A 26859-nucleotide genomic window follows, 5' to 3' on the forward strand; every position below is an offset into this window, starting at 1 on the left:
AAGAAACTGCCGGGAAACGCACATGACGCCAGCCGATCCGAACCAGCGCATCGAGCGCGCGGAGATCGAAGACACCAGCCTTCTTGCGTTCTATCGCGACATGAACCTGCCCGAGCGCCGGACGTTCTGGGCGTGCGCGGCGGGCTGGGCGCTCGACGGCATGGACTTCATGATCTATCCGCTGGTGATCGGCACCATTATCGCGCTGTGGAAGGTCGATGCGGCTTCGGCTGGCCTTGCCGGCACGGTGACGCTGCTGGCTTCCGCGATCGGCGGCTGGCTCGGCGGCTATCTCTCCGACCATATCGGGCGGGTGAGGACGCTCCAGATCACCATCATCTGGTTCTCGTTCTTCTCGCTGGTCTGTGCTGTCGTGCAGAATTTCGAACAGCTCCTGATCGCACGTGCCGTGCTCGGCCTCGGCTTCGGCGGCGAATGGGCGGCGGGCGCGGTGCTGATGGGCGAGGCGATCAGGCCGCAATATCGCGGGCGCGCGGTCGGCTCGGTGCAGTCGGGCTGGGCGGTCGGCTGGGGCCTCGCGGTGCTGTCGCAGGCGATCCTGTTCTCCGTCTTGCCGCCGGAGACGGCATGGCGCTGGATGTTCGTGATCGGCGCGCTGCCGGCGCTCCTGGTATTCTACATCCGCCGCTCCGTCACCGAGCCGGCGATCGCGGTCGAGGCTCGCGCCCGGCACGCAGCGAGCGGCGATCGCCCGGCGATCTGGGAAATCTTCTCCGGCCCGATCCTGAAGACCACGATCCTGGCCTCGCTGATGGCGACGGGTTGCCAGGGCGGCTACTACGCTGTCACGTTCTGGGTGCCGCAATTCCTGACCAAGGAGCGGCATCTCTCGATCGTCGGCTCGACCGGCTATCTGTCGACGCTGATCATCGGCTCCTTCATCGGTTATCTCACCGGCGCCTGGCTTGCCGACCGGATCGGGCGGCGCAATCTGTTCCTGATCTTCTCGATCGGCGCCATGGCGGTGGTACTGCTCTATACGCAGCTGCCGCTCACCAACGAGATCCTCTGGCTGCTCGGTTTCCCGCTCGGCTTTTTCGCCTCGGGCTATTTCTCCGGCATCGGCGCGTTCCTGACCGAACTCTACCCAACGCGGCTGCGCGGCTCCGGCCAGGGCTTTTGCTACAATTTCGGCCGCGGCATCGGCGCGCTGTTTCCATTCCTCGTCGGCGCGCTGTCGGCATCGACCTCACTTGCGAACGCGATCGCGATCTTCGCGGTGGTGGCCTATGTGGTGTTCTTCATCGCCGCGTTTGCGCTGCCGGAGACGCGCGGACGGGTGCTGCACGCGCACTGATAGGCGCCATCATGCGCCGTTTTGCTGGGCGGTAAGGAAGCTTACCGCCCCACCTGATACGGCCCGCCCTTTTCCAGCGCGCGCGCATAGGCCGGCCGCGCGTGGATGCGATCGAGGAATGCCATCGCCTTGGGATGGCCCTGCTCGAGCCCGCCGCGCGCTTGCGCGGCTTCCAGCGGGAAGCTCATCTGGATGTCGGCTGCGGTGAATTCGTTGCCGGCGAACCACTCGCTCTTGCCGAGCTCGCCTTCCCAATAATCCATGTGCTGCTTGAGCTGCGGATTAACCAGCGTGGTCAGCGCCTGGTTGGAGACTTTGCGCACCAGCGGACGAAGCAGCGCCGGCGCGCGCTTCGGCATCAGCGTGAACAGCAGCTTCAGCAGCAGCGGCTGCATCGCGGATCCTTCGGCATAATGCAGCCAGTAGGTGAAGCGCAGCCGCTCCGGCGTGTTCGGCGGCGGAATCAGCCGGCCGTTGCCGTAGGTCCCGACGAGATATTCGATGATCGCGCCCGACTCGGCGATGGTGCTGCCATTGTCGGTGATGACGGGCGACTTGCCGAGCGGATGGATGGCGCGCAGCTCCTTCGGCGCCCGCATATCCGGCTGGCGCTGATAGCGCACGATCTCGTAGGGCACGCCCAACTCTTCGAGCAGCCAAAGCACGCGCTGCGAGCGGGAATTGTTGAGGTGGTGAACGGTCAGCATCGGCGAGGTCCCCAGGGCAGGCGGTGGCTAGGCGTGGTGGGTCGGCCGCGTACCTGCCAGCCCGGGACCGCAATGTCGAGCCATCGGAGCGGATATTTTCACCCGGGTATATTGACGTCAATAATTTACCCGGGTATTAAATCAACCCACGTCCCTAAAATGGCAATGATTCCAATGAACAAGATTTTCACCGCTTTCCAGGGCCAGCGTCGCCTGGTGTCCGGGCCGGCAGGCGAGGTCGCGCTGGTCGTCAAGCGCGTGGCGCCGCGGCCGGACGAGCCCATCATCATCTTCGAGGACGGCACGGGTCGATCGATCGATTTCGATCTGCGTGGCGGGGATCGCGAGGTGCTGGCGCGGCTGGCCAAGCTCATGCCGCCGCCGGTCGAGGAGAGCACGCCGCCAAGCGAGCCGCGCGGGCGCGGACGGCCGAAGCTCGGCGTGGTCGCGCGGGAGGTGACGCTGTTGCCGCGGCATTGGGAGTGGCTCGGCGCGCAGCCGGGCGGCGCCTCGGTCGCGCTGCGCAGGCTCGTCGATGAGGCGAGGCGCGCGAGCGGCGACAAGGACCGCGAACGGCAAGCGCGCGATGCGGCCTATCACTTCATGTCGACCATGGCGGGCAACCTGCCGCAGTTCGAGGAAGCCTCGCGCGCATTGTTTGCGGATGACCGGCGGCGCTTCACCGGATTGATCGCGAATTGGCCGCCCGACATCCGCGACCACATCGTCAAGCTCGCCTACAGCGACCGCGCTTAAGGCGCTCTCACTTAACCCCATCGACGGCCGGGCCGCGCCTTGCGCGGCAACGGCTCCGTGCGCCCTGATGAAAGGCCGATCCATGTCTGCGCCCAAGCCGCTCTCGACAACATTCCTTCGCTTCCTTGCGCCCCTGATGCTGGGCAACGCGCTGCAATCGCTGTTCGGCACCGTCAGCAACGTCTATCTCGGCCAGATGATCGGCGTCGACGCGCTGGCGGCGGTGTCGGTGTTCTTTCCCGTGATGTTCTTTCTGTTCGCCTTCGTCATGGGGCTGAGCACCGGCGCGACCGTGTTGATCGGGCAGGCCTTTGGCGCGGGGGAGCACGACAAGATCCGGGGCGTCGCCGGCACGACGCTCGCGATCGGCCTTCTGCTCTCCATTTCGATCGCGCTGATCGGCGGGCTGTTCAGCCGTCAGCTGATGATGGCGCTCGCGACGCCCGCCGATATTCTCGACCAAGCCAGCGCCTACGCGCGGATCATGCTGCTCACCATGCCGCTCGGCTTCGTCTTTCTGCTGATGACGGCGATGATCCGCGGCGTCGGCGACGCGCTGACGCCGTTGCTGGCGCTGGCATTGTCGACTGCGATAGGCCTGATCCTCACGCCGATGTTGATCCGTGGGTCGTTCGGACTGCCGGCGGCCGGCATCACCAGCCCGGCATGGGCGGCCGCGATCTCGAACGCGCTCACCTTGCTTGCGCTGGCGCTGTATCTGCGGCGGAAGAAGCACGCGCTCGCTCCGGACGCGGCGCTGCTGCATCACCTCAGGCTCGACGGCGCCATGCTCGGAAAGATCCTCGGCATCGGATTGCCGAGCGCCGTCGGCATGGTGGTGATGGCGATCGCAGAGCTGGTGCTGCTCGGACTCGTCAACGGCTATGGATCGGACGCCACGGCGGCCTACGGCGCCGTCAACCAGGTGATGGGCTACACGCAGTTCACGGCGATGTCGATTTCCATAGCAGTCTCGATCCTCGGCGCGCAGGCGGTCGGCAGCCGTGATCGAACCCGGCTCGACGGCATCGTGCGGACCGGGCTCGTTTTCAACCTGGTCCTGACCGGCGGTCTCGTGGCGCTGATCTATCTCGCGCCGCGCGCCATCCTCGGCATCTTCATCACCGACGGCGCCGTGCTCGATCTGGCGAAGGAGTTGCTCTTCATCGCCTTGTGGAGTTCGGTGCCGTTTGGCCTTGCGACAGTGTTCTCGGGTGCCATGCGGGCGGCCGGCGTCGCGTTGACGCCGATGCTGCTTGCGATCTTCGCGATTGTCGCCATCGAGCTGCCGGCCGCTGTGATCCTGAGTCGCACGATCGGCCTTCATGGCATATGGGCTGCCTATCCCATCGTGTTCTGCGCCATGTTCGTTTTGCAGATGGGCTATTACTTCCTGGTCTGGCGCAAGCGCGGGGATCCGGCTCCTGCTCTGATGGTCAAAGTATTATGACCATCATTAAACGGTGGACCTGTGGGACACGCTGCGTCACAATGCGGGGAAAGTCAGATCAAGATGTCAGATCAGGGAGATCGAATGACCCGCACAGCCCCGCAGTTCCTGTTCGATTTCGGCAGCCCGAACGCCTATCTCAGCCACCTCGCGATTCCCGCGATCGAGCAGCGCATCGGCGTCAAGTTCGAATATGTCCCGATCCTGCTCGGCGGCATCTTCAAGTCGACCAACAACAGGTCGCCGGCCGAGACGCTGGCCGGCGTCAAGAACAAGCGTGAATTCCAGCAGGTCGAGACCGAGCGCTTCATCAAGCGCTTCAAGGTCCAGCCCTATGTCTGGAATCCCCACTTTCCCGTCAACACGCTGAACCTGATGCGCACGGCGATCGCCGCACAGCTCGAGGGCGTGTTCGAAAAATACGTCGAGGCGGCCTTCCACCACATGTGGCGCGAGCCGAAGAAGATGGACGACCCCGAGATCGCGGCGAAGGCTCTGGCGTCGTCCGGCCTCGACGTCCAGAAGCTGTTCGCCCGGGCTCAGGAGCCGGAGGTGAAGGGCCGGCTGATCAAGAACACCGAGGACGCGGTCGCCCGCGGCGCATTCGGATCGCCGACCTTCTTCGTCGGCAACGAGATGTTCTTCGGCAAGGAGCAGTTGCGCGAGGTCGAGGAGATGGTGCTCGGGACTTAGCCGCTCAATCTCCGGCGACAGAATGTGATCGCGGCAGCATTCTGGATTGCTTCGCTTCGCTGGCAATGACGACTATAGATAGACCGCCAATAGCAAAAAGAGGGAAGATCCCATGCGTATCCTCGTGGTCGGCGCCGGCGCCATCGGCGGCTATTTCGGTGGCAGGCTGTTGCAGGCCGGCCGCGACGTCACCTTCCTGGTCCGGCCGCGCCGCGCCGGCGAGCTCGCAAGCGCGGGCCTCGTCATCAAGAGCCCGAATGGCGACGTGACGCTGCAAAATCCGCCGACCGTGCAGGCCGACGCGCTCAAGGACAAGTTCGACGTCGTGCTCTTGAGCTGCAAGGCGTTCGATCTCGACGATGCCATCAAATCGTTTGCGCCGGCGGTCGGACCGAACACCGCGATCATCCCGATGCTGAACGGCATGAAGCACCTCGATGTGCTCGATGCCAAATTCGGCAAGGAACGCGTGCTCGGCGGCCTCTGCGCCATCGCGGCGACCCTGAACGAGAAGCGCGAGGTGGTCCAGCTCCAGCCGATGCAGTCGCTGAACTACGGCGAGCGCGACGGCAAGCTGTCGGATCGTGTGAAGGCGATCGACGAGGCCTTCAAGAGCGGCATCAATGGCGCCACCGCCAGCCAGAACATCATGCAGGACATGTGGGAGAAGTGGGTGTTCCTGTCCTCGCTCGCGGCCTCCACCAGCCTGATGCGAACCTCCGTCGGCAACATCCTCGCCGCTCCCGGCGGCCGCGATTTCCTGCTCGGCATGCTCGACGAGACCAGCGCAATCGCCACCGCGTCCGGCTATCCGCCGGGCGGGCCGTTCTTCGAGCGGGTGAAGGGCAACCTCACCACCGAGGGATCGCAGATGACGGCCTCGATGTTCCGCGACATCAAGGCCGGCCTGCCGGTCGAAGCCGATCACGTCATCGGCGACCTCATCGCGCGCGCCGATGCCGCCAAGGTGCCGGTGCCGAAACTGCGCATCGCCTACACGCATTTGAAGGCGTATGAAAAGCAGCGGGCGGGGTAACAAGGCCCTCAGTCGCCTGTCCTGGACCAGCGAAGCGCTGATCCGGGACGACAGCGCAGCTTACCTTAGCAGCTCGGCGCTATTTCAAATGCGCGAGATAGTGCGAGACCGCCGTGATCTCCTCGTCGCTCATGCGATAGGCGACATCGGCCATCGCGGCGACGCCGCCGCCGACGCGCAAGCCGGCTTTGTAGTCGTGCAACGCCTTGACCAGATATTCCTCGCGCTGGCCCGCCAGTCGCGCGACCCCCTTGGTGCCGGCGAAGCTGTCCTTATGGCATGAGCCGCAGCGGCGGCCGGCAGCAACCTGCGCGCCTTTCTTCGACAGGTCGGGATCCCCGTCCTCCGGTCCCTTCGGCGGCGTCAGCTGCGAGAAATAGGCGCCGAGATTGCGGATGTCCTCATTGGTGAGCTGCTCGACGATCGGCTGCATCTGCTCGTTCTTGCGCGAGCCCGCGCGGAAGAACACGAGCTGCCATTGCAGGAATTGATCGGGCTGCCCGGCCAGCGAGGGGATGTTCTCGGTTTGCGAGACGCCGTTCTCACCGTGACAGCCGGCGCAGACCGAGGCTTTCTCCTTGATCGCGGAATTATCCGCGGCCTGGGCCGGGAGGAACAGAAGGGTCGCAGATAGAATTCCGAACCGAATGGCCCGCATGGTTGACGTCTCTCCAGCTGTCATTGCCGGGCTTGACCCGGCAATCCATCCCTCTTGCAGAAGGTTTTCGTATGATGGATGCCCGGATCAAGTCCGGGCATGACGAACCTGTTCCGTTGCGAGCACGCCGCATCAAGCAAAGAGGCTGCGACGGTCGCCCGATCGCAGCCTCTTCGTTAGGTCGCGCTACTTCTTGCTGTAGCTGATGCGATAGATCGCACCGGCCCAGTCGTCCGCCACGAGGATCGATCCGTCCTTGGCAAGGATGATGTCATCGGGACGACCGAGATAGCCCTGGTCGCCCTCGATCCAGCCGGAGGCGAACACCTCCTGCTTGGCGTTCTTGCCGTCGGGTCCGACGATCACGCGCATGATGCGGCCGCCCTGGTACTTGTGGCGATTCCAGGAGCCGTGCTCGGCGATGAAGATGTTGTTCTTGTACTCGGCGGGAAACTGGTCGCCGGTATAGAACTTCATGCCGAGCGGAGCGACATGCGCGCCGAGGTTCAGCACGGGCGGCGTGAACTCGGAGCATTTGTGGCCCATCGCGAACTTGTCGTCGGGCAGATTGCCCTGGTGGCAATAGGGATAGCCGAAATGCTCGCCCATCTTGTTGATCATGTTCAGCTTGTCGCTGGGCAGATCGTCGCTGATCCAGTCGCGGGCATTCTCGGTGAACCAGTACTTGCCGGTGCGCGGATCGACGTCGCCGCCGACCGAGTTGCGGACGCCGAGCGCGTAGATCTCGGCGTTGCCGGTCTTGGGATCGACGCGCCGGATCTGCGAGACACTGGTCGGGGGAATGCCGATGTTGAAGGGCGGTCCGAACGGAATGTAGAACCAGCCTTCCTTGTCGACCGCGATGTACTTCCAGCCATGCGCGGCGTAGGACGGCATGTCGTCATAGACGACCTTGCCCTCACCGGGATTGTCGAGCTTGTTTTCGATGTCGTCGTAGCGGATCAGCTTGTCGACGGCGATGACATAGAGCGCCCCGTCCTTGACCGCCAGTCCCGTGGGCATGTTCAGCCCCTTGAGGATAGTCTTGACCTCTTTCTTCCCGCCATTGTCCTTGATGGCATAGACGTTGCCGAGGCCGAACGAGCCCACGAACAGCGTGCCCTTGTCACCCCAGGCCATCTGGCGCGCGGCCAGCACGCCGGAGGCATAGACTTCCATCTTGAAGCCCGGCGGCAGCTTGACCTTCTTGATGATGTTGGCAAGCTCGGCATCGGACGCGCCGGTCGGCGGGCCCGACGGCGGCGCGAGACCCTTCTGCGCCTCGGTCTCATCGCCCAGGAACCAGTCATCCGGCGGATGGGTCCAGAATTCCTTGGTGCCGGATTCGTATTTCTTCAGCGGCTTGCTTTTGTCCTGCGCGTGACCAGCGCTGGTCCCCGCAAGAAGGGCCACGGCCGCAAGCGCCAACACGGATCGATGGAACATCGATGTCATCGCGTCACTCCCCTAAGGCAGCCGTCAGGGCTGCGATTATTTTGTTTTATTCGTCGAGATGCGAAGTTCGGGATCTGCCGAGAGGCAGACGCGAAAGGCTAGCACATTTGCGGGCGCTGAGAAGACGTCGCTTGTGCTGCGGCCGCGCTCATTAAAAATTGAGACTGAATGTCAATGAGAGCGAACACAGTGACGACAGCCTCCTCGCTGCAACGCGGAATCAAGACGGCCGAAAGGTCGCAAAAGCAAAAAACACGAAAACAACCCCATGCACAGTAGAACGGCTTGGCACAGCTTGGCCCGGATTGCCCGCGGTGAAACCGAACAGGCGTTTGATGCATCGAGCGAAATGACGAAGGTGGCGCTTAGAAGGCGACGGGGTAGGGGCCGTCGCCGAACAGCCGGTCATGATAGCCCTTCGAGCCGATCTCGCGTGCCAGCGGGCTGCGAAAATCGCGGTCCACGCGCAGGCTGTCCAGCACATGGGCGAAGTCGAATTCCGGCCGCCAGCCCAATTCGCGCCGCGCGCGGTCGTTGACATAGACGCGGTCGATTTCTGAGAACAGGTTCCAGCCCCGCGCCGCATACAGCTGCGCGCAATCCGGATAGAGCTCGCGCACGACACCAGCCGCATCGCGCGCGAGCGCAGCGAGATGACGCGGCTCGAACGGGCTGGTGGCGGAGACGATGTAGCGGGCGAAGCCAATCTTCGGGGCGCGTTCGGCGGCAAGCAGATGAGCGCTCACGGCGTCCGCGATGTCGAGCCGGCGATAGAGCAGCTCGTTGGCCTGCGCGTTCTCCAGCATGTAAGCCGAGCGCATCGCGGGATCATCATCGTCTTCCGGAAAGAAGCGTGAGGTCCGCAAGACAACGACCGGCAGACCGCGCTCGCGATAGAATAGCTCGCACAGGGTCTCCGCCATCAGTTTCGTCGTGCCGTAGATGTTCTTTGGCACCGGCAGCAGATCCTCGGTAACCCACACGACAGCCTGTCCGGCCTCGGGGCGGAGCTGCGAGCCGAAGGCGCTGGTGGTGCTGGTGGTGCTGGTGAAGACGAAGCTCCTCAGGCCGGCGCTCGCCGCCGCTTCAAGCAGATTGAGCGTGCCGGTGACATTGGTGTCGATGAAATCCTGCTTGGAGTGGGTCGCCACATGCGGCTTGTGTAGAGTCGCGGTGTGGATCACGGCGGTGACGCCGCCCATCTGCTCGCGCACGAAGTCGGGGTCGATGATGGAGCCGACCGCGTCGGTGAAACGCGATGGCTTCAGATCGACCCCACGCGCAGAAGCGCCGCGCCCGCGAATCGTTCTTAAGACGGCCTCTCCGAGGTGCCCCGCGCTACCCGTCACCAAAACTGTCATGACAGACCCAAATCAGCCGCCCGCTACGTGGCGAACCACGTTTTTGTCCGGGCCGGCTGGATGCTTGGGAGAAATTTGGAGCGGGCGAAGGGGCTCGAACCCTCGACCCCGACCTTGGCAAGGTCGTGCTCTACCACTGAGCTACACCCGCATCCTGTGTCGGTCGCGTGACGCGCCGGCAACGGCTGTCGTATGCCAAAAGCGCGAGGGGAATGCAACAGCTACCGGCGGCATAGATGCGGTTCTTGGGGCCCGATAGGCAGCCTGAATGCGGCCAAATGGCCCGAAAGTGGCCCGGAACCGGCGAATCGGCCGCGATGGATTGAAATTCGGCCGTCCCGGCCCAATCTAGGAGCCGACAGCGCAGCACAGGAAGCGGCGGCATGCTAATGAGCCGCCATTCCAGACATGAGACGAGGGGATGCCGTGACGATCATCGACCAGGGTAACGGAGCCGCAAACCCGGCTGCGGCCGATCTGATCAAGGACACCACCACCCAGACCTTCGTGAAGGACGTCATCGAGGAATCGAAGCGCCAGCCGGTGCTGATCGACTTCTGGGCGGAGTGGTGCGGTCCCTGCAAGCAGCTCACGCCCGTGCTCGAAAAGGCGGTCAAGGCGGCCAAGGGCAAGGTCAAGCTGGTCAAGATGAACATCGACCAGCACCCGGCGATCCCGGGCCAGATGGGCATCCAGTCGATTCCGGCCGTGATCGCCTTCGTCAACGGCCAGCCGGCCGACGGCTTCATGGGCGCGGTGCCCGAGAGCCAGCTCAACGCCTTCATCGAGAAGCTGACCAAGGGCGTGACCGCGCCGGGCGAGCCCAATATCGCCGAGATCCTGCAGGAGGCCGAAGCCGTGCTCGCCGAGGGCGATGCGGCGGCGGCAGCGCAGATCTACGCCGAGGTGCTTCAGCACGATTCCACCAACATCGCGGCGCTTGCTGGCCTGGCGAAATGCTACGCCGTCTCCGGCGCGATGGAGCAAGCCAAGCAGACGTTGGCCATGGTGCCGGAATCCAAGCGCAACGACCCCGCGGTGAAAGCCGTGCAGACCGCGATCGATCTCGCCGAGCAGGCGCAGTCGCTCGGACCGGTCGCCGAGCTGGAACAGAAAGTCGCCGCAAACCCGCTCGATCATCAGGCTCGATTCGACCTCGCGACCGCGCTGAACGCGCAAGGCAACCGCGCGGCCGCGACCGAGCAGCTGCTCGCGATCATCAAGCGTGACCGCAAATGGAACGACGACGGCGCCCGCAAGCAGCTGGTGCAGTTCTTCGAGGCCTGGGGCGGCACGGATGATGCAACGGTCGAGGGACGCAAGCGTTTGTCGACGATCCTGTTTTCGTAAGGGCTTTTTCGGGCATGATCCGTTCGAAAAGCCGCTGCACACTTTTCCGGATCATGCGCTAGCAAGTCCAAGGGGGAACCGGGCAGATGCCGATCAACATCGAATATCGCGGGCCCGCCGACCTCCCGGAGATCATTCCGGTGTTTCCGCTGCCGGGCGCGCTGCTGCTGCCCCGCGGCCAGATGCCGCTCAACATCTTCGAGCCGCGCTATTTGTCGATGGTCGACGATTCCTTCCGCGACGGCCATCGCCTGATCGGCATGATCCAGCCGGATGTCGCGCACTCGCCGAAGAATTCCGACAAGCCGACGCTGTTCCGCGTCGGCTGCGTCGGCCGCATCACCCAGCTCGCCGAATCCGGCGACGGCCGCTACATCCTCGAGCTCACCGGCGTCTCGCGCTTCAGGGTGCTCGAGGAGCTGGAGGTGCTCACCGCCTACCGGCAGTGCAAGGTGGATTTCTTCGCCTTCGCCGATGACTTCACCGCGCGCATGGGCGAGGACGAGGTCGACCGCGAGGCGCTGCTGGCCGTGCTGGCGGATTTCCTGAAGGCCAACAACCTCAAGGTCGACTGGGAGGGCGTCGAAAGCGCGCCCAACGAAGCCCTCGTGAACGCGCTGGCGATGATGTCGCCCTATGGCCCCGCGGAGAAGCAGGCCATGCTGGAAGCGCTCGACTTGAAGACCCGCGCCGAGATCCTGATCGCGGTGACCGAGATGGACCTCGCCAAGAAGCGCACCAGCGGCGATCCGCCGTTGCAGTGAGGGGCGCAGGACGGTGCGCTCCTTCTCCCGCCTGCGGGAGAGGGTTGGGGAGAGGGTGTCTCCGCATTGGGATTGTTTGAAGTCTCTTGAGAGTGTCCCCAAGAGGAAAGAGCCCCCACTCGCCGCAAGCGGGAGAGGTTAGACCGAGCCTGTAGCTTGCTCATTCCAACTCAACTTCACAGATGCCCCCGGATGCGCTTGCGGCCGGTGAACATGGCCCGGATCAGGTTCTCGCGCTGGAGCAGCCCCATCAGCACGACGCCGACGACGTGCAGCACGACCAGCACCATCACCGCGTCCGATGCATAGGCGTGGGTGTCCTCGATCCACCACACGCCGAAGAAGGTGGTGGTCACCGACATCGCGCCCGTGATCGCCGAGACGGCGAGCGCGAGCATCAAGGCCACCAGCATCAACGTGCCCGCCGGATTGAGCCCGATATAACGGCCGGTCATGCCGCGGCGCAGATTCCAGAGATAGCCTGGCGCCGCGCGGAGCCTGGCCCTGATCATGCGGAAGCGCGAATAGCGGCTTCCCCAGAAGCCCCAGACCAGGCGGAAGGCGAGAAGCCCCAGCACCGCATAGCCGACGATGCGGTGAAGCCGGTCGTAGACGGGGGGTGTGAACCACGCGGCCAGAACGCAGGCCGCGAGAGCCCAGTGCCAGAGGCGCAGCGGGAGGTCCCAGACTGCGACCGTCAGCGGAGCGGTTCGATCCGCAGGGGTCCCGCCGGACACCCCGCGCGCTTGTGGCATCGCTTCTTCAATCAAGCAAAGACCATCCTCGAGCTCCGCCTTGCGCAGTCCATGCCTGCGCAGTCCGGCGCGCGACTTGCTTCGAGACCTACTTGGCGATCGTGTGCTTCAGGCTGAGATCTTCGGGGCTGTAGAACAGCTCGTACAGCTTGCCTTCCTTGACGCCGTAGACCTCGTAGCACGAGCCTTCGATCTTGGAGCGCCGCACCTCGTAGCCGAGCGCCTTGGCCTTGGCTTCGGCCTCGCTGGCCGGCTTCCACGACGCCTTGTCGAGCTTGGTGCAATCCTTGAACCCGTCGGCCATGGCCGCCGACCCCATACCCATTCCAACCGTCAATGCAATGGCAACAACACGAATGATCTTCACGAACCTCTCCTCTCTGTCGTGCGCGCTACGCGAGCCGCGAGCTACACCGAAGGAAGCAAAGGAGGGGTTGAAGTCAATCCAGTTCGGGCTTGGACGGTTTAGATAAGTTCTAACGGGGGCCAAAAGCTGAGTGCTCTCGGTGCGCGACACACCGCTGCGGCCTTACGTCTCACAGACGATGCGTGTTGCTAGTAGCCGGCGACCGCCATGACGACGACGGCGCTGAGCGCCATCCAGCCGAAGTGCCGGCCGCGCGTCGCCCACGCATTGGCGCAGGCGGAGAAGCCGAACACGCAAGCCATGGTGATGACGATCCAATGGCGCGCCGTCTCGGAGCCCATCCAGGGCACCGCGATCAGCAGCACGCCACCGCCGATCCAGGCGACGGTGGAAGCCTGCCAGACCAGTCGGATCAGGGTGCGAAGCCGTGCGGGCTCGATTGTACCGCGGGCGAACACCTTGGCCTCGCCGAGGTACCGTGGATGAGGGCCACGACGATGGTCAGCACGCCGGCGCATTGGAGCAAGAGATCACGCATCGTCGGAACTCCCGGAGGCTCATCCATACATCCGTGTATGGTGACATAGGCGCTGGCCTCCGGCCTGTCAATACACTAGTGTATGGTGGCATCCGGAAACCCGACATGACCGATCAGCTCTCCGCCGACGACTGGATCAGGCAAGGTCTCAAGGCGCTCGCCAAAAGCGGTTTCACTGCGCTCAAGGCCGATCCGCTGGCAAAAGAAATGGGCGTGTCGCGCGGCAGCTTCTATTGGCATTTCGCCGATCTCGGCGCGTTCCAGGCCGCCGTGCTGAAGCGCTGGCGCGAGATCGCGGCCGAGCAGATTATCGCCGATGTCGAAGCCGCCAGCGACGAACCGCTCAAGGCGCTGCTGCGGAGGTCGTTCGGCGCCCGGCTCGAGCTCGAGCGCGCGGTGCGCAATTGGGCGGCCTTCGATGCGGCCGCGCAAGGGGCCGTGCGCGCGATCGACCGCCGCCGGCTCGACTATATCGAAGGGCTGCTGGAAAAACGCGGGCTCACCCCGGCGGCCGCGCAGGCGCGGGCGCAGATTCTGTATTGGACCTTTCTCGGCTTCGCCCTCTCGGGCGCGCCGGTACCGGCAGCACGGCTGCAGGCCCTGCTCGACGAAGTCTTGACGATGGTCTCCGCGTAGACCCTGTTTGACGTTTTTCTTACGCGAAAACGCTTTGGCAGCCGCGATGGGCGGGCACGGATTTCTGTGCTAGAGGCAACCGATTGCCGGAGACTCCAATGAACGCCCCCACCGAACGTCCCGAAGCCAGCATCGATCCCAAATTGCTGGAGATTCTCGTCTGTCCGCTGACCAAGGGTCCGCTGGAGTTCGATTCCGCGAAGCAGGAGCTGATCTCACGCAGCGCCAAGCTGGCTTATCCCATCCGCGACGGGATCCCGATCATGCTGCCGGAAGAAGCGCGCAAGATCGATTGATTCTGCTCGCGCTTGAGTCCCGCTTGTCCGGGACGACGTCCGGAGTTTAGAGCGGCGACATCTTCCTAAAGCGCCTCGCCCTTCAACAACCTTGGCACCTCGCCCGTGAGGCCGGCGGCCTGGCGGATGAAGAGGTTCTTCAGCGGCGGGGCACGGTCGACGAGGCCGAGGCCGATGTCGCGGACGGTACGCAGCAGCGTCGACTGGTTGGAGAACAGGAAGTTCAGCGAGTTGGTGGCAACGCCCATCGCCATGGTGTCGAAGCGGCGCCAGCGCTGATAGCGCTCGAGCACGTCGGCGGCGCCGAGATCCATGCCGAGCCGCGCGGCATCGACCACGACTTCGGCCAGCGCGGCGACATCCTTCAACCCCATGTTGAGGCCCTGACCCGCAATGGGGTGGATGACGTGGGCGGCATCGCCGACCAGAGCGAGGCGCGTGCCGATGAAGGAGCGCGCGACGAAATAGGACAACGGAAACGCGCGCGGCTTGTCGAGCGCCTTGACCGCGCCGAGATGCAGGCCGAAACGCTGCTCGAGCTCGGCGTGAAACTCGTCGTCGCCGAGCGCAATGATGCGCGCGGCCTCGGCTCGGCGCTCGGTCCATACCAATGACGATCGCTTGCCCGAGAGCGGCAGGATCGCGAACGGGCCTGCCGGCAGAAAATGCTCTTCGGCGCGACCCTCGTGATCGCGCTCGTGGCCGACGGTGACGACGATGCCGGATTGGTCGTACTCCCAGCCGTGGGTGGCGATGCCGGCGCGCTCGCGCAGCTTCGAGCGCGCGCCATCGGCCGCGACCAGAAGACTTGCCGCGACAACACTGCCGTCACCGAGTGTCACGTCAACGCCCTCAGGACGCGCGTCGTAGGACGCCACGGTGGTGGCACGGAGGTCGATGCCCTCGGCTTCCGCACGCGCCACCAGCGCGTCGATCAGCCGGCGATTCTCGACCATGTGCGCGAATGGCTCGCCCGGTGCGACATCGCCGGCGAAGTTCAGGAAAACCGGACGGGTGGCATCCTCCAACTTGGAATCGGTGACGACCATGTCGAGAATCGGCTGCGCCTCGCCCTTGACGTCGTCCCAGGCGCCAATCGCCTCGAACAGGCGGCGGCAGGCGGCCACGATCGCGGTGGCGCGGGGGTCGCGGCTCGGACGGGTGGCGAGCGCGGGATCGGCGACGATAACGGGAATCTCAGGCCCCAGGCCCTGTCGCAGCGCCAGGGCCAGCGCAAGCCCTGCAAACGCCCCGCCACCAATGACAATGCTACCCTGTACCGACATACCCAAATTCCCGGTCAAATCCTGGTCTTGCTAGCAGACTTGAGGTGGGCGAAACAGTGCGGTGAAACAAGGGCGGAACGGCCCCATTGTGTCATTCCGGAGCATCGGCCCGGAACGACGGCGAGAAAGCTCACTCCATGTCCAAAAGCCTGATCGACCTGATTTCGATCCTCGACCTCGAGCAGCTCGAGGTGAATCTGTTCCGCGGCAACAGCCCGAAGACCAGCTGGCAGCGGGTGTTCGGCGGCCAGGTGATCGGGCAGGCGATGGTCGCGGCCTGCCGCACGGTCGAGGGCCGGCTGCCGCATTCGCTGCACTGCTATTTCATCCTGCCGGGCGATCCGCAGATCCCGATCATCTACCAGGTCGAACGCCTGCGCGACGGCAAGAGCTATTCGACCCGCCGCGTTACCGCGATCCAGCACGGCAACGCGATCTTCTCGATCATGGTCTCGTTCCATACCGAGGAGGAAAGTGCGTTCGACCATCAGGACAAGATGCCCGACGTCCCGCCGCCGGAGAAACTCACGGCGGAGGAGGTGGCGAAGCAGCCGATGTTCAAGGAGATGCCGGAGTTCATCCGCCGTTACTATGAATCCGATCGCCCGATCGAACTGCGCCCGGTCGAGCTCGGCCGTTATTTCGGCCAGAAGATCGACGACGGCCGCATCCATGTCTGGATCAAGACCGCCGCGAAACTGCCCGACGATCCGGCGCTGCACATGTGTGCGCTCGCCTACGCCTCGGACTTCTCGCTGCTCGACGCGATCATGGCCCGCTATGGCCGCACGCTGTTCGACAAGCGCATGATGCCGGCCAGCCTCGATCACGCGATGTGGTTTCACCGGCCGTTCCGCGCCGACGAATGGCTGCTCTACGCCCAGGATTCGCCGAGCGCGCGCGGCGGCCGCGGCCTGACCCGCGGCTCGATCTTCAAGCCGGACGGGACGCTGGTCGCCTCTGTGGCGCAGGAAGGCTCCGTGCGCGAGCGGAAGTCCTAGACTGGCGCGGTTCTGCGCTCGACGAGTTCGAACTGTGCCGTGGTCCACGTGAAGTACCAGCGCAGCAGCCACGGAATCGGAATGATCAGAAGGCAGCCGAAACCGAATGCGAGGGTTCGCCACAGCAGCTGAAGGCCGGTGCCGACGAAGATCATCTCGCGCCGTGTTCCCCCGATGTTTCGGCAAATCCAGCGCATCCATGCGGCCATGACCCAGGCCCAGCCGATGATCGTGAACATGGCGAGAAACATCAGAAGCTGCCAGCCGATGAAGGCCCATGGGCTGCCGTTGAACGTCATCGGAATCGGCTGACCGTTCGAGCTGAGATTGGCGACCACCCAGCGCATCACCATCCACGACAGGAAGGCCTGGAGCGGAATCGCCGCAAGCTGAAACAGGTCGTGCACGAGACCCGCATAGCCCGCCAGCGCCATCGCAACGAAGACGTACCAGATATCGCCGACCTGGCCGGTGAAGCCGATGTTCGGCCGCTGCGGAACGTGCACGCGAGGGAAGAGCCAACGGTAGTAGCCGGTGGCGGTCCATGGAGCCGGCACCACGACGGCGTTGCCGATCACCAGCAGGATGCACCAGCCAAGGAACGACCACAGCGGCAGGTCGACCGACAGCCGGCCTCCGCTGTCGCCGCTCGAGGCCACCGCAGGTGACGCGCCGGGGACGAGACCGGGGACCGCGGCGGCCTTTTGCCAGCCCGCCATCCCTTCGCTCCAGACCAGCGTATCTGACCGCACGATTCCCCGCGCGATCAGATGGCGGGACTGCGCCTCTGGAAACGGACCCTTCTGCTGGCCCTCGGATGCGTGAAACCAGATTCGATTCGACATCTCGTCTGCTCGCTACCGAACGCCAGCAACCGTCACATGGCCGCCTGCGACCCGCGCGGCGCGAGAACGGTCTCCGATGCGAACCAGTTCATGATCCAGCGATACACCCACGGAATCGGGATGATGAGGCTGCACAGGATCGCGGCGACGATGCCGCGCCAGAGGATGCCGAGACCACTGCCCTTGAAGACGATCTCGCGCCGCGTGCCCTCGATGCTGCTGCAGAACCAGCGCATCTGGGCTGCAGCGACCCAGGCCCAGCCGACGATGGTGATGATGGAAATCGCGAACAGCAGATTCCAGCCGACATAGGCCCAGATCGAGCCGGTGAAGCTCAGGCCCAACGGCTGCCCGTTGGATGCGAGGTTCGCGACCATCCATTTGACCAGGAGCCAATAGAGCACGAGCTGGACGATGAACAGCAGATTGCTCAGCAATTGGCTGCCGATGAAGCCGATCGCGATCGCCAGCACGATGAAGCCGAAGAACCAGGGCACCATCGCCATCGCGTTGCCGGTGAAGCTGAGATTCGGCCGTCCAGGGACCTTCACGCAGGACACGATCCATTTCGTGTACCAGACGAACAGCCACGGCACCGGGATCACGAAGCACGATCCGATCAGCAGCACGAGCGTGCGCCAGGTGAACTCGAGGATGCCGAAATCGACTGCCAGCGATCCTGCGCCTCCGATTCCGTCGCCGCCGGCATAGCCACCGGAGCCCATCATCGGCGGGCCGCCCGCCGGGATCATCGGCGGCGCGCCGCCGCCTCCGATCAGGCCGGGGATTTCGGCGGCCTTCTGCCAGCCGGCCATGCCCTCGGACCAGACCAGCGTATCCGGTCGCACGACGCCCTGGGCGACGAGATCGCGGAATTGCCCTTCCGGAAAGGGCCCCTGTTGCTTGCCCTCGGATGCGTAGAACCAACTCGCCATGAAGCGCCCCCTCAAAATACTTATGTACCGCCTGGCAGGCGCGGGTTCACGCATCCATGCCAAAAATGCATTGTGAAGGATGAACACTTGCCCTGTACAGAGGCGGCCATTCACATGGCCAAACGTTTTTCCGCTTCAGTCTGCAACTTTTTTATGCCATTTGCCCGGAAAGATGCCAGATTGACGCTGCGCCGGGGACATACGGCGCGGCGCATCCCGGGGAATAGGCCTGACCATGAAACTCGTCGTCGCGATCATCAAACCCTTCAAGCTCGATGAGGTCCGCCAGGCCCTGACGGCGATCGGCGTCCACGGCATGACCGTGACCGAGGTGAAGGGTTATGGCCGGCAGAAGGGCCACACCGAGATCTATCGCGGCGCCGAATATGTCGTGAACTTCCTGCCAAAGCTGCGCATCGAGATCGCGGTCGCCTCCGACGTCGCCGACAAGGCGGTCAGCGTGATCACTGCGACCGCGCGCACCGGGCAGATCGGCGACGGCAAGATCTTCGTGACGCCGATCGACAACGCGGTGCGCATTCGCACCGGCGAAACCGACAGCGACGCGCTCTAACACGAATCTTCTTGTCTTCGATCGCACCGGGCAACGACGCCACAATGTGCGACGCCAATTGATGCCGGGGGAAACGACATGGCGGGATATTTGCGCCGCGCAGCTGCTTTTGCTGCGCCGATCGGACTTGTGTCGGTCATGGCTTCGCCGGCGCGCGCCGCGGTCTCCGAGATCAACACCGCCGATACCGCCTGGATGATCGTCGCTACCGCGCTGGTGCTGATGATGACGATCCCGGGCCTGGCGCTGTTCTATTCCGGAATGGTGCGCAAGAAGAACGTGCTCGCGACCATGGCGCAAAGCCTCGCCGCGGTGACGATCATCTCCATCCTCTGGGTCGCGTTCGGTTATTCGCTGTGCTTCGTCGGCGACGGCCCATGGATCGGCACGCTCGACCGCTGGTTTCTCGCCGGCATGACCATGGACAGTGTCAATCCGGCCGCGAAGACCATCCCGGAAGCACTGTTCATGCTGTACCAGATGACGTTTGCCATCATCACCGTGGCGCTGGTCGCAGGCTCGGTCGCCGACCGGATGCGGTTCTCGGCCTATCTCCTGTTCTCGGTCGCCTGGTTCATCTTCGTCTACATTCCGCTGGCGCATTGGGTGTGGGGCGGCGGCTTCCTCAGCAGCATGGGCGTACTGGATTTCGCCGGCGGCCTCGTTGTGCATCTGTCGGCCGGCACCGGCGGCCTCGTTGCGGCAAAGGTGATGGGGCGCCGTCACGGCTACGGTACCGAAAATCTGTCGCCGTTCGATCTGTCGCTCGCGGTGATGGGCACCGGCCTGTTGTGGGTCGGCTGGTTCGGCTTCAACGGCGGCTCGGCGGGCGCGGCCAATTCGCGCGCGGTGATGGCGATCATCGCAACGCATCTGGCAGCCTGCTCCGGCGCATTGACCTGGGGCGCGATCGAATGGTCGACGCGGCGCAAGCCCTCCGTGCTCGGCATGATCTCCGGCGCGGTGGCAGGCCTCGGCACTATCACGCCGGCCTCCGGATTCGTGGCGCCTTGGCACGGCATCGTTATCGGCATCGTCGCCGGTTCGGTTTGCTATTGGGCCTGCACCTGGCTGAAGCACCGCTTCGACTATGACGATTCGCTCGACGTGTTCGGCGTCCATGGCATCGGCGGGCTGACCGGGACCCTGCTTGCCGGCGTGTTCGCAACCAGCGCCATCGGCGGCACCGCCGGCCTGCTGGAGGGCCACCCGCAGCAGCTGCTGATCCAGTTCTACGGCGTCGCCGTCACCTTCGTCTGGTCGGCTGGCGTGAGCTTCATCCTGCTGAAGCTGGTCGGCCTGTTCGTGCCCCTGCGCGTATCCCGTGAGCAAGAGCTTGAGGGGCTCGATATTTCGCAGCACGGCGAGGCGCTGCAATAAGCCACGACACTACTTTATTACCTCTTAGCTGCCCGACCCATGTGCAGTATTGTGTCAGCAGCCTGTCATGCTCTCATTTTGAGCAGACATGACCACGTTTTGAGCGCGACGGAATAGCGCACTGCACCGCAATACGCGTCAACTGCGAAAACACCCGTTTTCATAGCCCGTTAGGCAACGCGCCCGATCTGGCACGGCATTTGATTCTATGGGTCATGGCTGTGCCCGCGTAGTGAACTTTCTCCCTCGTGGCGAACCAGTCGAGAAGCGCCCGGCCACGTCCGGACCGGGCCCAAGCGGGGATAGGACCCATGAAAATTGTTATGGCGATTATCAAGCCATTCAAGCTGGAAGAAGTCCGTGACGCCCTGACCGCCATCGGCGTTCACGGTCTCACGGTGACGGAAGTCAAGGGATATGGCCGCCAGAAGGGCCATACGGAAATCTATCGCGGCGCCGAATATGCCGTGAGCTTCCTGCCCAAGATCAAGATCGAGGTCGCTGTCGCCTCCGACCAGGTCGACAAGACCATCGACGCCATCACGTCCGCCGCAAAAACCGGACAGATCGGCGACGGCAAGATCTTCGTCATCAACCTCGACCACGCGGTGCGTATCCGCACCGGCGAGGCCGATGCCGCGGCCCTTTGATTTCGCGCTCAACCTTTATCCAATCAGGAGTGAATAATATGACGTTCAAGCGTCCCTATGGCGCGGGATTGGCGGCTCTCGCAGTCGGCCTGTTCGCTGCGACCGCAGCCTACGCCGAGCCAACGGTCAACAAGGGAGACAACGCCTGGATGCTGACATCGACAGTGCTGGTGCTGTTGATGACGATCCCCGGCCTCGCGCTGTTCTACGGCGGTCTCGTCCGTTCCAAGAACATGCTCTCGGTCCTGATGCAGGTGTTCTACACCGTCTGCGTCGTCACCGTGATCTGGGCCGTGTACGGCTACAGCCTCACCTTCACCGGCGGTTCCGACTTCATCGGCGGCTTCTCCAAGGCCTTCATGATGGGCGTCACCACCGACTCGAAGGCCGCGACCTTCTCGGTCGACGCAAACATCTCGGAGCTCATCTATATGTGCTTCCAGATGACCTTCGCGGCGATCACGCCCGCCCTCATCGTCGGCGCCTTCGCCGAGCGCATGAAGTTTTCGGCGATCGCTTTGTTCATCCCGCTCTGGGTCACGCTGATCTACTTCCCGATCGCGCACATGGTCTGGTACTGGCAGGGTCCGGACCTGATCCAGGATGCGGCCAAGGCGCTCGCTGCTGCCACTGACGCGGCGGCAAAGACCGCGGCTCAGGCCAAGCTCGACGAGCTCAACGCCGACGCCGGCTGGATCTTCAAGAAGGGTGCGATCGACTTCGCTGGCGGCACCGTGGTGCACATCAACGCCGGCATCGCAGGCCTCATCGGCGCTCTCCTGATCGGCAAGCGCGTCGGTTACGGCAAGGAGCTGATGGCTCCGCACTCGCTGACCATGTCGATGATCGGCGCCTCGCTGCTCTGGGTCGGCTGGTTCGGCTTCAACGCCGGCTCCAACCTCGAAGCCAATGGCGGCGCCGCGCTGGCCATGACCAACTCCTTCGTCGCCACCGCAGCGGCCGCGCTGTCGTGGATGTTTGCCGAGTGGATCATCAAGGGTCACCCGTCGGTGCTCGGCGTCATCTCCGGCGCTGTCGCGGGCCTCGTGGCCGTCACCCCTGCCGCCGGCTTCTCCGGCGTCATGGGCGCAATCGTCCTCGGCCTGATCGTCGGCGTGGTCTGCCTGTTCTTCTGCACCGTCGTGAAGAACGCGCTCGGCTACGATGACAGTCTCGACGTGTTCGGCGTGCACTGCGTCGGCGGCATCGTCGGCGCCCTCGGCACCGGCATTCTCGTCAACCCCGCCCTCGGCGGCGCCGGAATCATCGACTACACCGCGATCCCGCCGAAGGTCGCCGACTACGACTTCGCAGCGCAGATGATGTCCCAGATCTGGGGCGTCGGCACCACGCTGGTGTGGTCGGGCATCGGTTCGGCGATCCTCTACAAGGTCGTCGACGTGATCGTTGGTCTGCGCACCAATGTCGAGAGCGAGCGGGAAGGTCTCGACATCACCGAGCACACCGAGCGCGCCTACAACATGTAAGTCTCCTCCCGGACGTGGTCTCCTCGGAGACCACGTCCACAACTACGGTTCGGGCACATACCCGGCAATGCCCTGACCGTCGAGGGGCTCCAGCGCAAGTTGGAGCCCCTTTCTTTTGGCAGCCTTACGAGAGGTGGGAGCGCCTCAAGCCGAGGTTAGGGAGCCATTTGGATCGGAATCGCGTCGAGCACCGTCCAAGGTTCTGATGCCGTCTTTATGGAAAAGGGCACCGCCGAAACGTGGACTACCATAATTGTGACCAAGATAGCGCCCCAAACAAGCAACATCATTCCGGGTGCAGTGCGAAAGGCCCGGAGCACATATGACTTCCACTCCAAGCTGTTCGAAAGATCTTCGACCACCTTTCGCAGGAGGTAAGCACCGGTCACAATCATGGTGACGCCACTGGCAAGAGCTGCCAAATACCCAACAAGCCAGACGAGTTCAGGGCGCATGTGCTATCCTTGAGGCAGTGGTCCCATTCGATTGAAGCGATGAAATTTGGTGAGCCGTGCCCTACCTCCCAATATGTGACGACCTTGACCTTCCGCCCGTTGACAGTCCAGCCGAAGCGGAGCACCGATTCCAATACTTCAAATATATTGATCCACTACCAGACATCGAACCAGCCCTGCTATGGTCCGAGCATTTCAAAAACTACGTGCGCATCACTGGCATGATGCACCCTTTTTTTCCCGACGACAAAGGCCGGTTTAAGTCAGCTTCATATGAGGCGCGTCCTGGCGGCAGCGTCATTCGATGGACGACGGAAGGGCGGAAGGTAGTAGATGAATTTAAGCCCGGAGGAAATAAGAAGATAACGCTTCCAAGAAACTCCATCACGTTCATGCAAATCGAATCCGAGATATGGTTCTTTCCACCATCGTCGCTCTGCACCAATACTTCGGCCAAATTGGAGCTTTAGTTCAAACAGTCCAGGACAAAGCTAGCACCGCTCTAGTCAAAGTTGATCAGCTCTCAGCGAATTCCGACGAAAGCCGAAAGACGATTGAAGCCCAGCGTCGTGAGATTCGCGAGCTCGAAGAATCGCTGAAGGAGCTTAGAGCTCGAATCGACGGTCAACAAATTCCGGCCGAGCCCGCTAGAAAGTAGGGAATTCTTGTGCAGGACAGATACGTTGGAGACGTTGGTGATTTTGCCAAGTATGGGCTCTTAAGATTACTAACGGAGGAAGCAAACTTATCCCTCGGCGTGCTTTGGTAGACGTGTATCGCATCACGCGAGATCAGCGTAGCCGGACCCGTGCCCACGAAGTCGACTCTGCAATTAATGCCGTCTTCCACCTTTTTGAGAAACGAAAGTGCGCTAGCATTAATCTGACCATCGCGGACGCCTGGATCGACGTAGTCGAAATGATTGAGAATAATCCGTGTGGGCCTGTTGATAGCCATCGCGCGCTTAACAATCGTGGCTTCGAAATGACCAACTCGCCTTACCTTCTTCGTGGCTGTAGTAAGTTCATGATAGCCTGCGGGTAACCCGGCGCTCTGGGCTATCGCGTCCCAAGTCGTCTCGTTCGGCAATTTCCCTGAATTTCCAGCCACCCTGATTGGAAAGCTGCGCAGCACCAAGGTGACATCCTTCACATCGAGCGGGCTCAAGCCTGCCTCGCCCACGAATGTGCCTGCCGTCGTATCTCGACTGGTCGCGTGTGGGTAGTAGCCGCCATGCAGCAGGGAAAGCCCAAACCCCTGGGAGCCCTCAATCACAATCCATCGCCCTCGGTCTAGGGCCGCTCGCATGAATGCCGTTGAATCACGAACGAATGGACGCAGCCGGTCAACAGCGCCCGCCAATTGAGTGTCATTCTGCCTCATTATGCGTCGTACGAGTGCAGCGCCCGTTCCAGATCCGGTCGATCCAATCTCACCGATGAGGCCCGATGAACGTTCGGCGGAACGATCGTCCTCCGAGATGATGCTTGCGCACGGGTCTACGATTACCCTGTCGGCACCAAGCCCGAGCGCGTCCACCTCTCGAAGAAAGATTTCCGGGTCAACGATTGCGCCAGCAGGCAATACTGCGACGACTCCGGGCGCGAGAATCGCCGCGGGCAACTGCCGCAAGGCCCAGCTCCGGCCTTTGCCATCGATGGCGGTATGACCCGAATTTGTGCATCCAACTCGGACAACTGCTGCTGCGTTTTCCTCCCGAGCGATTGCAAGCGCAACCTTGCCCTTGCCCTCAGATCCAAACTGACCGCCTACGACGACGGAGATGGGCATGGTAGCTCCTGGTCAGAATACTCAGCTACGGCGCGCACTACGACGCGCTCCAGCTCTTCGATCGTACCTACGTTCTCCATGCTCGTCGCGGCGAGACCAGCGAGTCGATCGATTTCGGCCTCGACGGGCTGCCGCTCCGCTTCACCGAATGGTAGCTCGCCGCGAGCAATGCTCTGGTAGCGGCTTTCCCGGATCGAGGCCGCGGCGGTCAGATGCAGATGAACGAAACGAGAGCCAAATCGTTCGGCAAAGAACGCGTGGTCCTCGGGGAACCGGAGTCCGTCGACAACAACCAGGGACCGATTGGGCACACGCTCCAGAACCCGCTCGCAGAGCCACCCCTGTCCTTTGTCTTTGTGGACCTCTTCGCCAACTCGCTGGCGGTTCGCACGGGTCAGGGCCTCCCCCCGCACTCGAATCTCATCGTCGATGACCAAGCTAAACCGCGTATACGCGAAGCCGCGCTGCTCCAACAGCCGAGCGGCCGTCGTCTTGCCGGCGCAAATCCGACCGCTGATGCCGACCACCAAGCCCGCCGATCCGCTGGATTTCAGATCCGGAATGATTAACGCTCCTTCTGTGGGCCCGCGCAACGCCTCAAACTGGCCCGAAAGAAAGAACGATCCTACTACGGCTGAGGTAATGGCGTCGAGTTCATCGTGGGTTACGGCTTCCGTCTCGAACGGGCCGGAGATGCCAAATTCAGCAAGCCCTTGCTTCAAATACTTCTCGCCCGCCCCCTTTCGGGGAATGCCCATGATGTCCTGGGCCGCCCCCGGATAGCTCTCGATCACCGGAATCCCGTGTTTGCGGATAGTTTCCGCCAGCCTCATGCCTCGCTCGGTCAGCCTTTGCATACTCGGCAAGAGCGCGGGATAGACGTTGATACCCCGGCGCTTCAGTTCGCGCTCACATCGTCTCATGATCCCGAACTCAGAGCGCCCTGGGTCGTCGTCGCTGACGCTGATCCGTCCCTCGGGCAAGGATAGCGGCGAATCGATCGAAACCAAGGCCGGCTTTTCCGCCAGAATTCGGCTAAGCATCTCGGCGTCTGCATTGATAGTGGATGTAACGGCGGCGTTTCCGTCCAAGACACAAAAGCCCGAAGGACGCTTCTCCGCCCCGGTCAGATCAATTCCGATGATCTTGGCCTTCGCAGCGGGGGTGCTCTTGAAGAGAGATTCAAAGGTCCGGGCCTTCCTTTGCACGCTCGGCTTACCTGCCAACCCGCGCGGCAAGTCACTTTCGAGAGCGGGCCTTGCCCAGTCTTCAAATCTCGGGCCTTGAAACCACAAGTCCTGTTGCACATTAAGGCGATCAACGACCCGATCGAGGATCATGCACATCGCAAGGACGTCGCGCCGATTATAATCAACCAATCGATGAAGGGACTCATGATCACCGCGCACAAATTCGTGCCAGAGCAAGACGGCGGCGGCGCCATCGAGACCTTCTACACCCTCACGGGTGGCAAGGCGCAGCTCAGCCTCAATCGACTTTTGTCCGCCTGATAGCCCGGCCCTCTTTGACAAGTACCGGAGATCGATATGAACCTGCGGAAGCGGGATCTCGCCGAAGGTCTTCTTAAGAAATTTCAGGTCGAAGAGCGTTCCATTGAACGTGACTAACGTACCCGCCTGCGAGAGGTCGGCTAAGAGGTCCGATGGATCTTGGCCCGCGACGTAGACGCGATAGACGCCGTCGCGAGCCCAGCCGACCAAGGTTATCTCATCGTAGAACCAACTCAGACCGGTCGTCTCAACGTCCAGGAACAGAACCCGGCTGGCGTTCTCTAGTCCCAAGGCTTCCCGGGCGGCCAACGCCGCAGACGCCTTCGCAGCCTTGGCCGGTCGACCTTTCCGACCTTGGCGATCGAGCGTTTCTGCGGGCAACACATCAGGAAAAAGCACAGCTTGCTCCGCCGATGGACGCGAGTGTCGTCGCTCCTCGTATGCGCGATTTGGCACGTCCGGAAACATCGTAAAGTGTTTGCACAGCCCCTCAGAAGGGTCAATATTTCGAGAGTCATATCGACTCTGGAGACACAGAAAAATGCGCCCCCAGGTAGCTGTCTATCTGCACCGCGATACCAAGAAGTGGCTGGCAGCCTATGCCAAGGACCTCGATATGACCCAATCAGAAGTTGCAAGGGCGTTAGTCGAACGGGAGCAGGAGGTAGGTTGGCTGAAATGGGCCCTGTCCGCGCCGGACCCGGCGCAGGGGAAGCATCCGCCGATGGAGCGACCTCGGAACCGATTGCCGCCGCGTTTGCGCAAGCCGCCCCCAGGGTAGCTGCCCGGGCATACGTTCGGGGC

26 protein-coding genes, 1 tRNA gene and 1 pseudogene are annotated in these 26859 nt (G+C 62.9%); 14 read left to right on the forward strand and 14 right to left on the reverse strand.

Going from position 1 to position 26859, the window contains the following annotated elements; all coding sequences use genetic code 11:
- Positions 1 to 22 precede the first annotated feature (22 nt).
- Positions 23 to 1318, forward strand: a complete 1296-nt coding sequence (locus C7G42_RS00915) for an MFS transporter (protein ID WP_106947245.1) — start codon at positions 23 to 25, stop codon at positions 1316 to 1318.
- Positions 1319 to 1359: 41 nt separating this feature from the next.
- On the opposite strand, the gene C7G42_RS00920 is transcribed toward C7G42_RS00915, so the two are convergent.
- Complete coding sequence (locus C7G42_RS00920) at positions 1360 to 2025, reverse strand: glutathione S-transferase family protein (RefSeq protein ID WP_106947246.1); 666 nt, start codon at positions 2023 to 2025, stop codon at positions 1360 to 1362.
- A gap of 159 nt (positions 2026 to 2184) precedes the next feature.
- Between C7G42_RS00920 and C7G42_RS00925 the strand changes: the two genes are divergently transcribed.
- From C7G42_RS00925 to panE, 4 genes are all read left to right on the forward strand, one after another.
- Positions 2185 to 2781, forward strand: a complete 597-nt coding sequence (locus tag C7G42_RS00925) for a DUF2239 family protein (protein ID WP_106947247.1) — start codon at positions 2185 to 2187, stop codon at positions 2779 to 2781.
- An 82-nt stretch (positions 2782 to 2863) separates the two neighbouring features.
- Positions 2864 to 4231 (forward strand): MATE family efflux transporter, encoded by a 1368-nt coding sequence (locus tag C7G42_RS00930; protein ID WP_199580585.1) that lies wholly within the window; start codon positions 2864 to 2866, stop codon positions 4229 to 4231.
- 84 nt (positions 4232 to 4315) lie between these two features.
- Positions 4316 to 4924 (forward strand): 2-hydroxychromene-2-carboxylate isomerase, encoded by a 609-nt coding sequence (locus C7G42_RS00935; RefSeq protein ID WP_106947249.1) that lies wholly within the window; start codon positions 4316 to 4318, stop codon positions 4922 to 4924.
- Positions 4925 to 5036: 112 nt separating this feature from the next.
- Positions 5037 to 5960, forward strand: a complete 924-nt coding sequence (gene panE / locus C7G42_RS00940; RefSeq protein WP_106947250.1) for a 2-dehydropantoate 2-reductase — start codon at positions 5037 to 5039, stop codon at positions 5958 to 5960.
- Positions 5961 to 6039: 79 nt separating this feature from the next.
- On the opposite strand, the gene C7G42_RS00945 is transcribed toward panE, so the two are convergent.
- From C7G42_RS00945 to C7G42_RS00960, 4 genes are all read right to left on the reverse strand, one after another.
- Entirely contained in the window at positions 6040 to 6618 is a 579-nt protein-coding gene (locus C7G42_RS00945) for a c-type cytochrome (protein ID WP_106947251.1), read from the reverse strand.
- Between the two features lie 186 nt (positions 6619 to 6804).
- The gene (locus tag C7G42_RS00950) at positions 6805 to 8073 is read right to left on the reverse strand and encodes a PQQ-dependent sugar dehydrogenase (RefSeq protein ID WP_106947252.1); all 1269 of its coding nucleotides are present in this window, start codon (positions 8071 to 8073) and stop codon (positions 6805 to 6807) included.
- 365 nt (positions 8074 to 8438) lie between these two features.
- Positions 8439 to 9434, reverse strand: a complete 996-nt coding sequence (locus tag C7G42_RS00955; RefSeq protein WP_106947253.1) for an NAD-dependent epimerase/dehydratase family protein — start codon at positions 9432 to 9434, stop codon at positions 8439 to 8441.
- A gap of 76 nt (positions 9435 to 9510) precedes the next feature.
- Positions 9511 to 9585 (reverse strand) — tRNA-Gly (locus C7G42_RS00960).
- 275 nt (positions 9586 to 9860) lie between these two features.
- Here C7G42_RS00960 and trxA point away from each other — a divergent pair.
- Both trxA and C7G42_RS00970 read left to right on the forward strand, forming a co-directional pair.
- On the forward strand, positions 9861 to 10784 hold the full coding sequence (trxA, locus tag C7G42_RS00965; RefSeq protein WP_094975951.1) for a thioredoxin: 924 nt from the start codon (positions 9861 to 9863) through the stop codon (positions 10782 to 10784).
- Between the two features lie 86 nt (positions 10785 to 10870).
- Complete coding sequence (locus C7G42_RS00970) at positions 10871 to 11548, forward strand: LON peptidase substrate-binding domain-containing protein (protein ID WP_106947255.1); 678 nt, start codon at positions 10871 to 10873, stop codon at positions 11546 to 11548.
- Between the two features lie 176 nt (positions 11549 to 11724).
- Here the strand turns inward: C7G42_RS00970 and C7G42_RS00975 are convergent, their stop codons facing one another.
- The 3 genes and pseudogenes from C7G42_RS00975 to C7G42_RS00985 form a co-directional block, all read right to left on the reverse strand.
- Positions 11725 to 12318, reverse strand: coding sequence for a cytochrome b/b6 domain-containing protein (locus tag C7G42_RS00975; RefSeq protein ID WP_199580586.1), 594 nt, complete (start codon positions 12316 to 12318; stop codon positions 11725 to 11727).
- Between the two features lie 73 nt (positions 12319 to 12391).
- Positions 12392 to 12670 (reverse strand): PepSY domain-containing protein, encoded by a 279-nt coding sequence (locus C7G42_RS00980; protein ID WP_106947257.1) that lies wholly within the window; start codon positions 12668 to 12670, stop codon positions 12392 to 12394.
- Between the two features lie 188 nt (positions 12671 to 12858).
- Positions 12859 to 13208, reverse strand: a pseudogene (locus C7G42_RS00985) (hypothetical protein).
- A gap of 105 nt (positions 13209 to 13313) precedes the next feature.
- Here C7G42_RS00985 and C7G42_RS00990 point away from each other — a divergent pair.
- Positions 13314 to 13844, forward strand: coding sequence for a TetR/AcrR family transcriptional regulator (locus C7G42_RS00990; RefSeq protein ID WP_106947258.1), 531 nt, complete (start codon positions 13314 to 13316; stop codon positions 13842 to 13844).
- A gap of 98 nt (positions 13845 to 13942) precedes the next feature.
- Entirely contained in the window at positions 13943 to 14140 is a 198-nt protein-coding gene (locus C7G42_RS00995; protein ID WP_106947259.1) for a Trm112 family protein, read from the forward strand.
- A 65-nt stretch (positions 14141 to 14205) separates the two neighbouring features.
- On the opposite strand, the gene C7G42_RS01000 is transcribed toward C7G42_RS00995, so the two are convergent.
- Entirely contained in the window at positions 14206 to 15426 is a 1221-nt protein-coding gene (locus tag C7G42_RS01000; RefSeq protein WP_106947260.1) for a ubiquinone biosynthesis hydroxylase, read from the reverse strand.
- 137 nt (positions 15427 to 15563) lie between these two features.
- Between C7G42_RS01000 and tesB the strand changes: the two genes are divergently transcribed.
- Positions 15564 to 16427, forward strand: coding sequence for an acyl-CoA thioesterase II (gene tesB, locus C7G42_RS01005; protein ID WP_106947261.1), 864 nt, complete (start codon positions 15564 to 15566; stop codon positions 16425 to 16427).
- On the opposite strand, the gene C7G42_RS01010 is transcribed toward tesB, so the two are convergent.
- Positions 16424 to 17272, reverse strand: a complete 849-nt coding sequence (locus C7G42_RS01010; protein WP_106947262.1) for a DUF4339 domain-containing protein — start codon at positions 17270 to 17272, stop codon at positions 16424 to 16426. The genes tesB and C7G42_RS01010 overlap by 4 nt on opposite strands.
- Positions 17273 to 17304: 32 nt before the next feature.
- On the reverse strand, positions 17305 to 18207 hold the full coding sequence (locus C7G42_RS01015) for a DUF4339 domain-containing protein (RefSeq protein ID WP_106947263.1): 903 nt from the start codon (positions 18205 to 18207) through the stop codon (positions 17305 to 17307).
- A gap of 235 nt (positions 18208 to 18442) precedes the next feature.
- Between C7G42_RS01015 and C7G42_RS01020 the strand changes: the two genes are divergently transcribed.
- The 4 genes from C7G42_RS01020 (at position 18443) to C7G42_RS01035 (ending at position 22298) form a co-directional block, all read left to right on the forward strand.
- Entirely contained in the window at positions 18443 to 18781 is a 339-nt protein-coding gene (locus C7G42_RS01020; protein ID WP_094894041.1) for a P-II family nitrogen regulator, read from the forward strand.
- A 78-nt stretch (positions 18782 to 18859) separates the two neighbouring features.
- Positions 18860 to 20161 (forward strand): ammonium transporter, encoded by a 1302-nt coding sequence (locus C7G42_RS01025; protein ID WP_106947264.1) that lies wholly within the window; start codon positions 18860 to 18862, stop codon positions 20159 to 20161.
- A gap of 311 nt (positions 20162 to 20472) precedes the next feature.
- A complete protein-coding gene (locus C7G42_RS01030; RefSeq protein WP_008142813.1) occupies positions 20473 to 20811 on the forward strand; it encodes a P-II family nitrogen regulator in 339 nt (112 codons plus the stop codon).
- 38 nt (positions 20812 to 20849) lie between these two features.
- Positions 20850 to 22298, forward strand: coding sequence for an ammonium transporter (locus C7G42_RS01035; protein ID WP_106947266.1), 1449 nt, complete (start codon positions 20850 to 20852; stop codon positions 22296 to 22298).
- Between the two features lie 155 nt (positions 22299 to 22453).
- Here C7G42_RS01035 and C7G42_RS01040 read toward each other — a convergent pair whose 3' ends face one another.
- From C7G42_RS01040 to C7G42_RS01050, 3 genes are all read right to left on the reverse strand, one after another.
- Positions 22454 to 22753: a hypothetical protein gene (locus tag C7G42_RS01040; protein ID WP_106947267.1), complete on the reverse strand. Its 300-nt coding sequence runs from the start codon at positions 22751 to 22753 to the stop codon at positions 22454 to 22456.
- Between the two features lie 624 nt (positions 22754 to 23377).
- Positions 23378 to 24544 (reverse strand): adenylosuccinate synthetase, encoded by a 1167-nt coding sequence (locus C7G42_RS01045; protein WP_106947268.1) that lies wholly within the window; start codon positions 24542 to 24544, stop codon positions 23378 to 23380.
- Complete coding sequence (locus C7G42_RS01050; RefSeq protein WP_158537561.1) at positions 24523 to 26454, reverse strand: ribonuclease H-like domain-containing protein; 1932 nt, start codon at positions 26452 to 26454, stop codon at positions 24523 to 24525. The genes C7G42_RS01045 and C7G42_RS01050 overlap by 22 nt, the downstream gene beginning before the upstream one ends.
- Between the last annotated feature and the right edge of the window lie 405 nt (positions 26455 to 26859).

It is taken from the genome of Bradyrhizobium sp. MOS003, assembly GCF_003020125.1.
Lineage (GTDB): Bacteria > Pseudomonadota > Alphaproteobacteria > Rhizobiales > Xanthobacteraceae > Bradyrhizobium.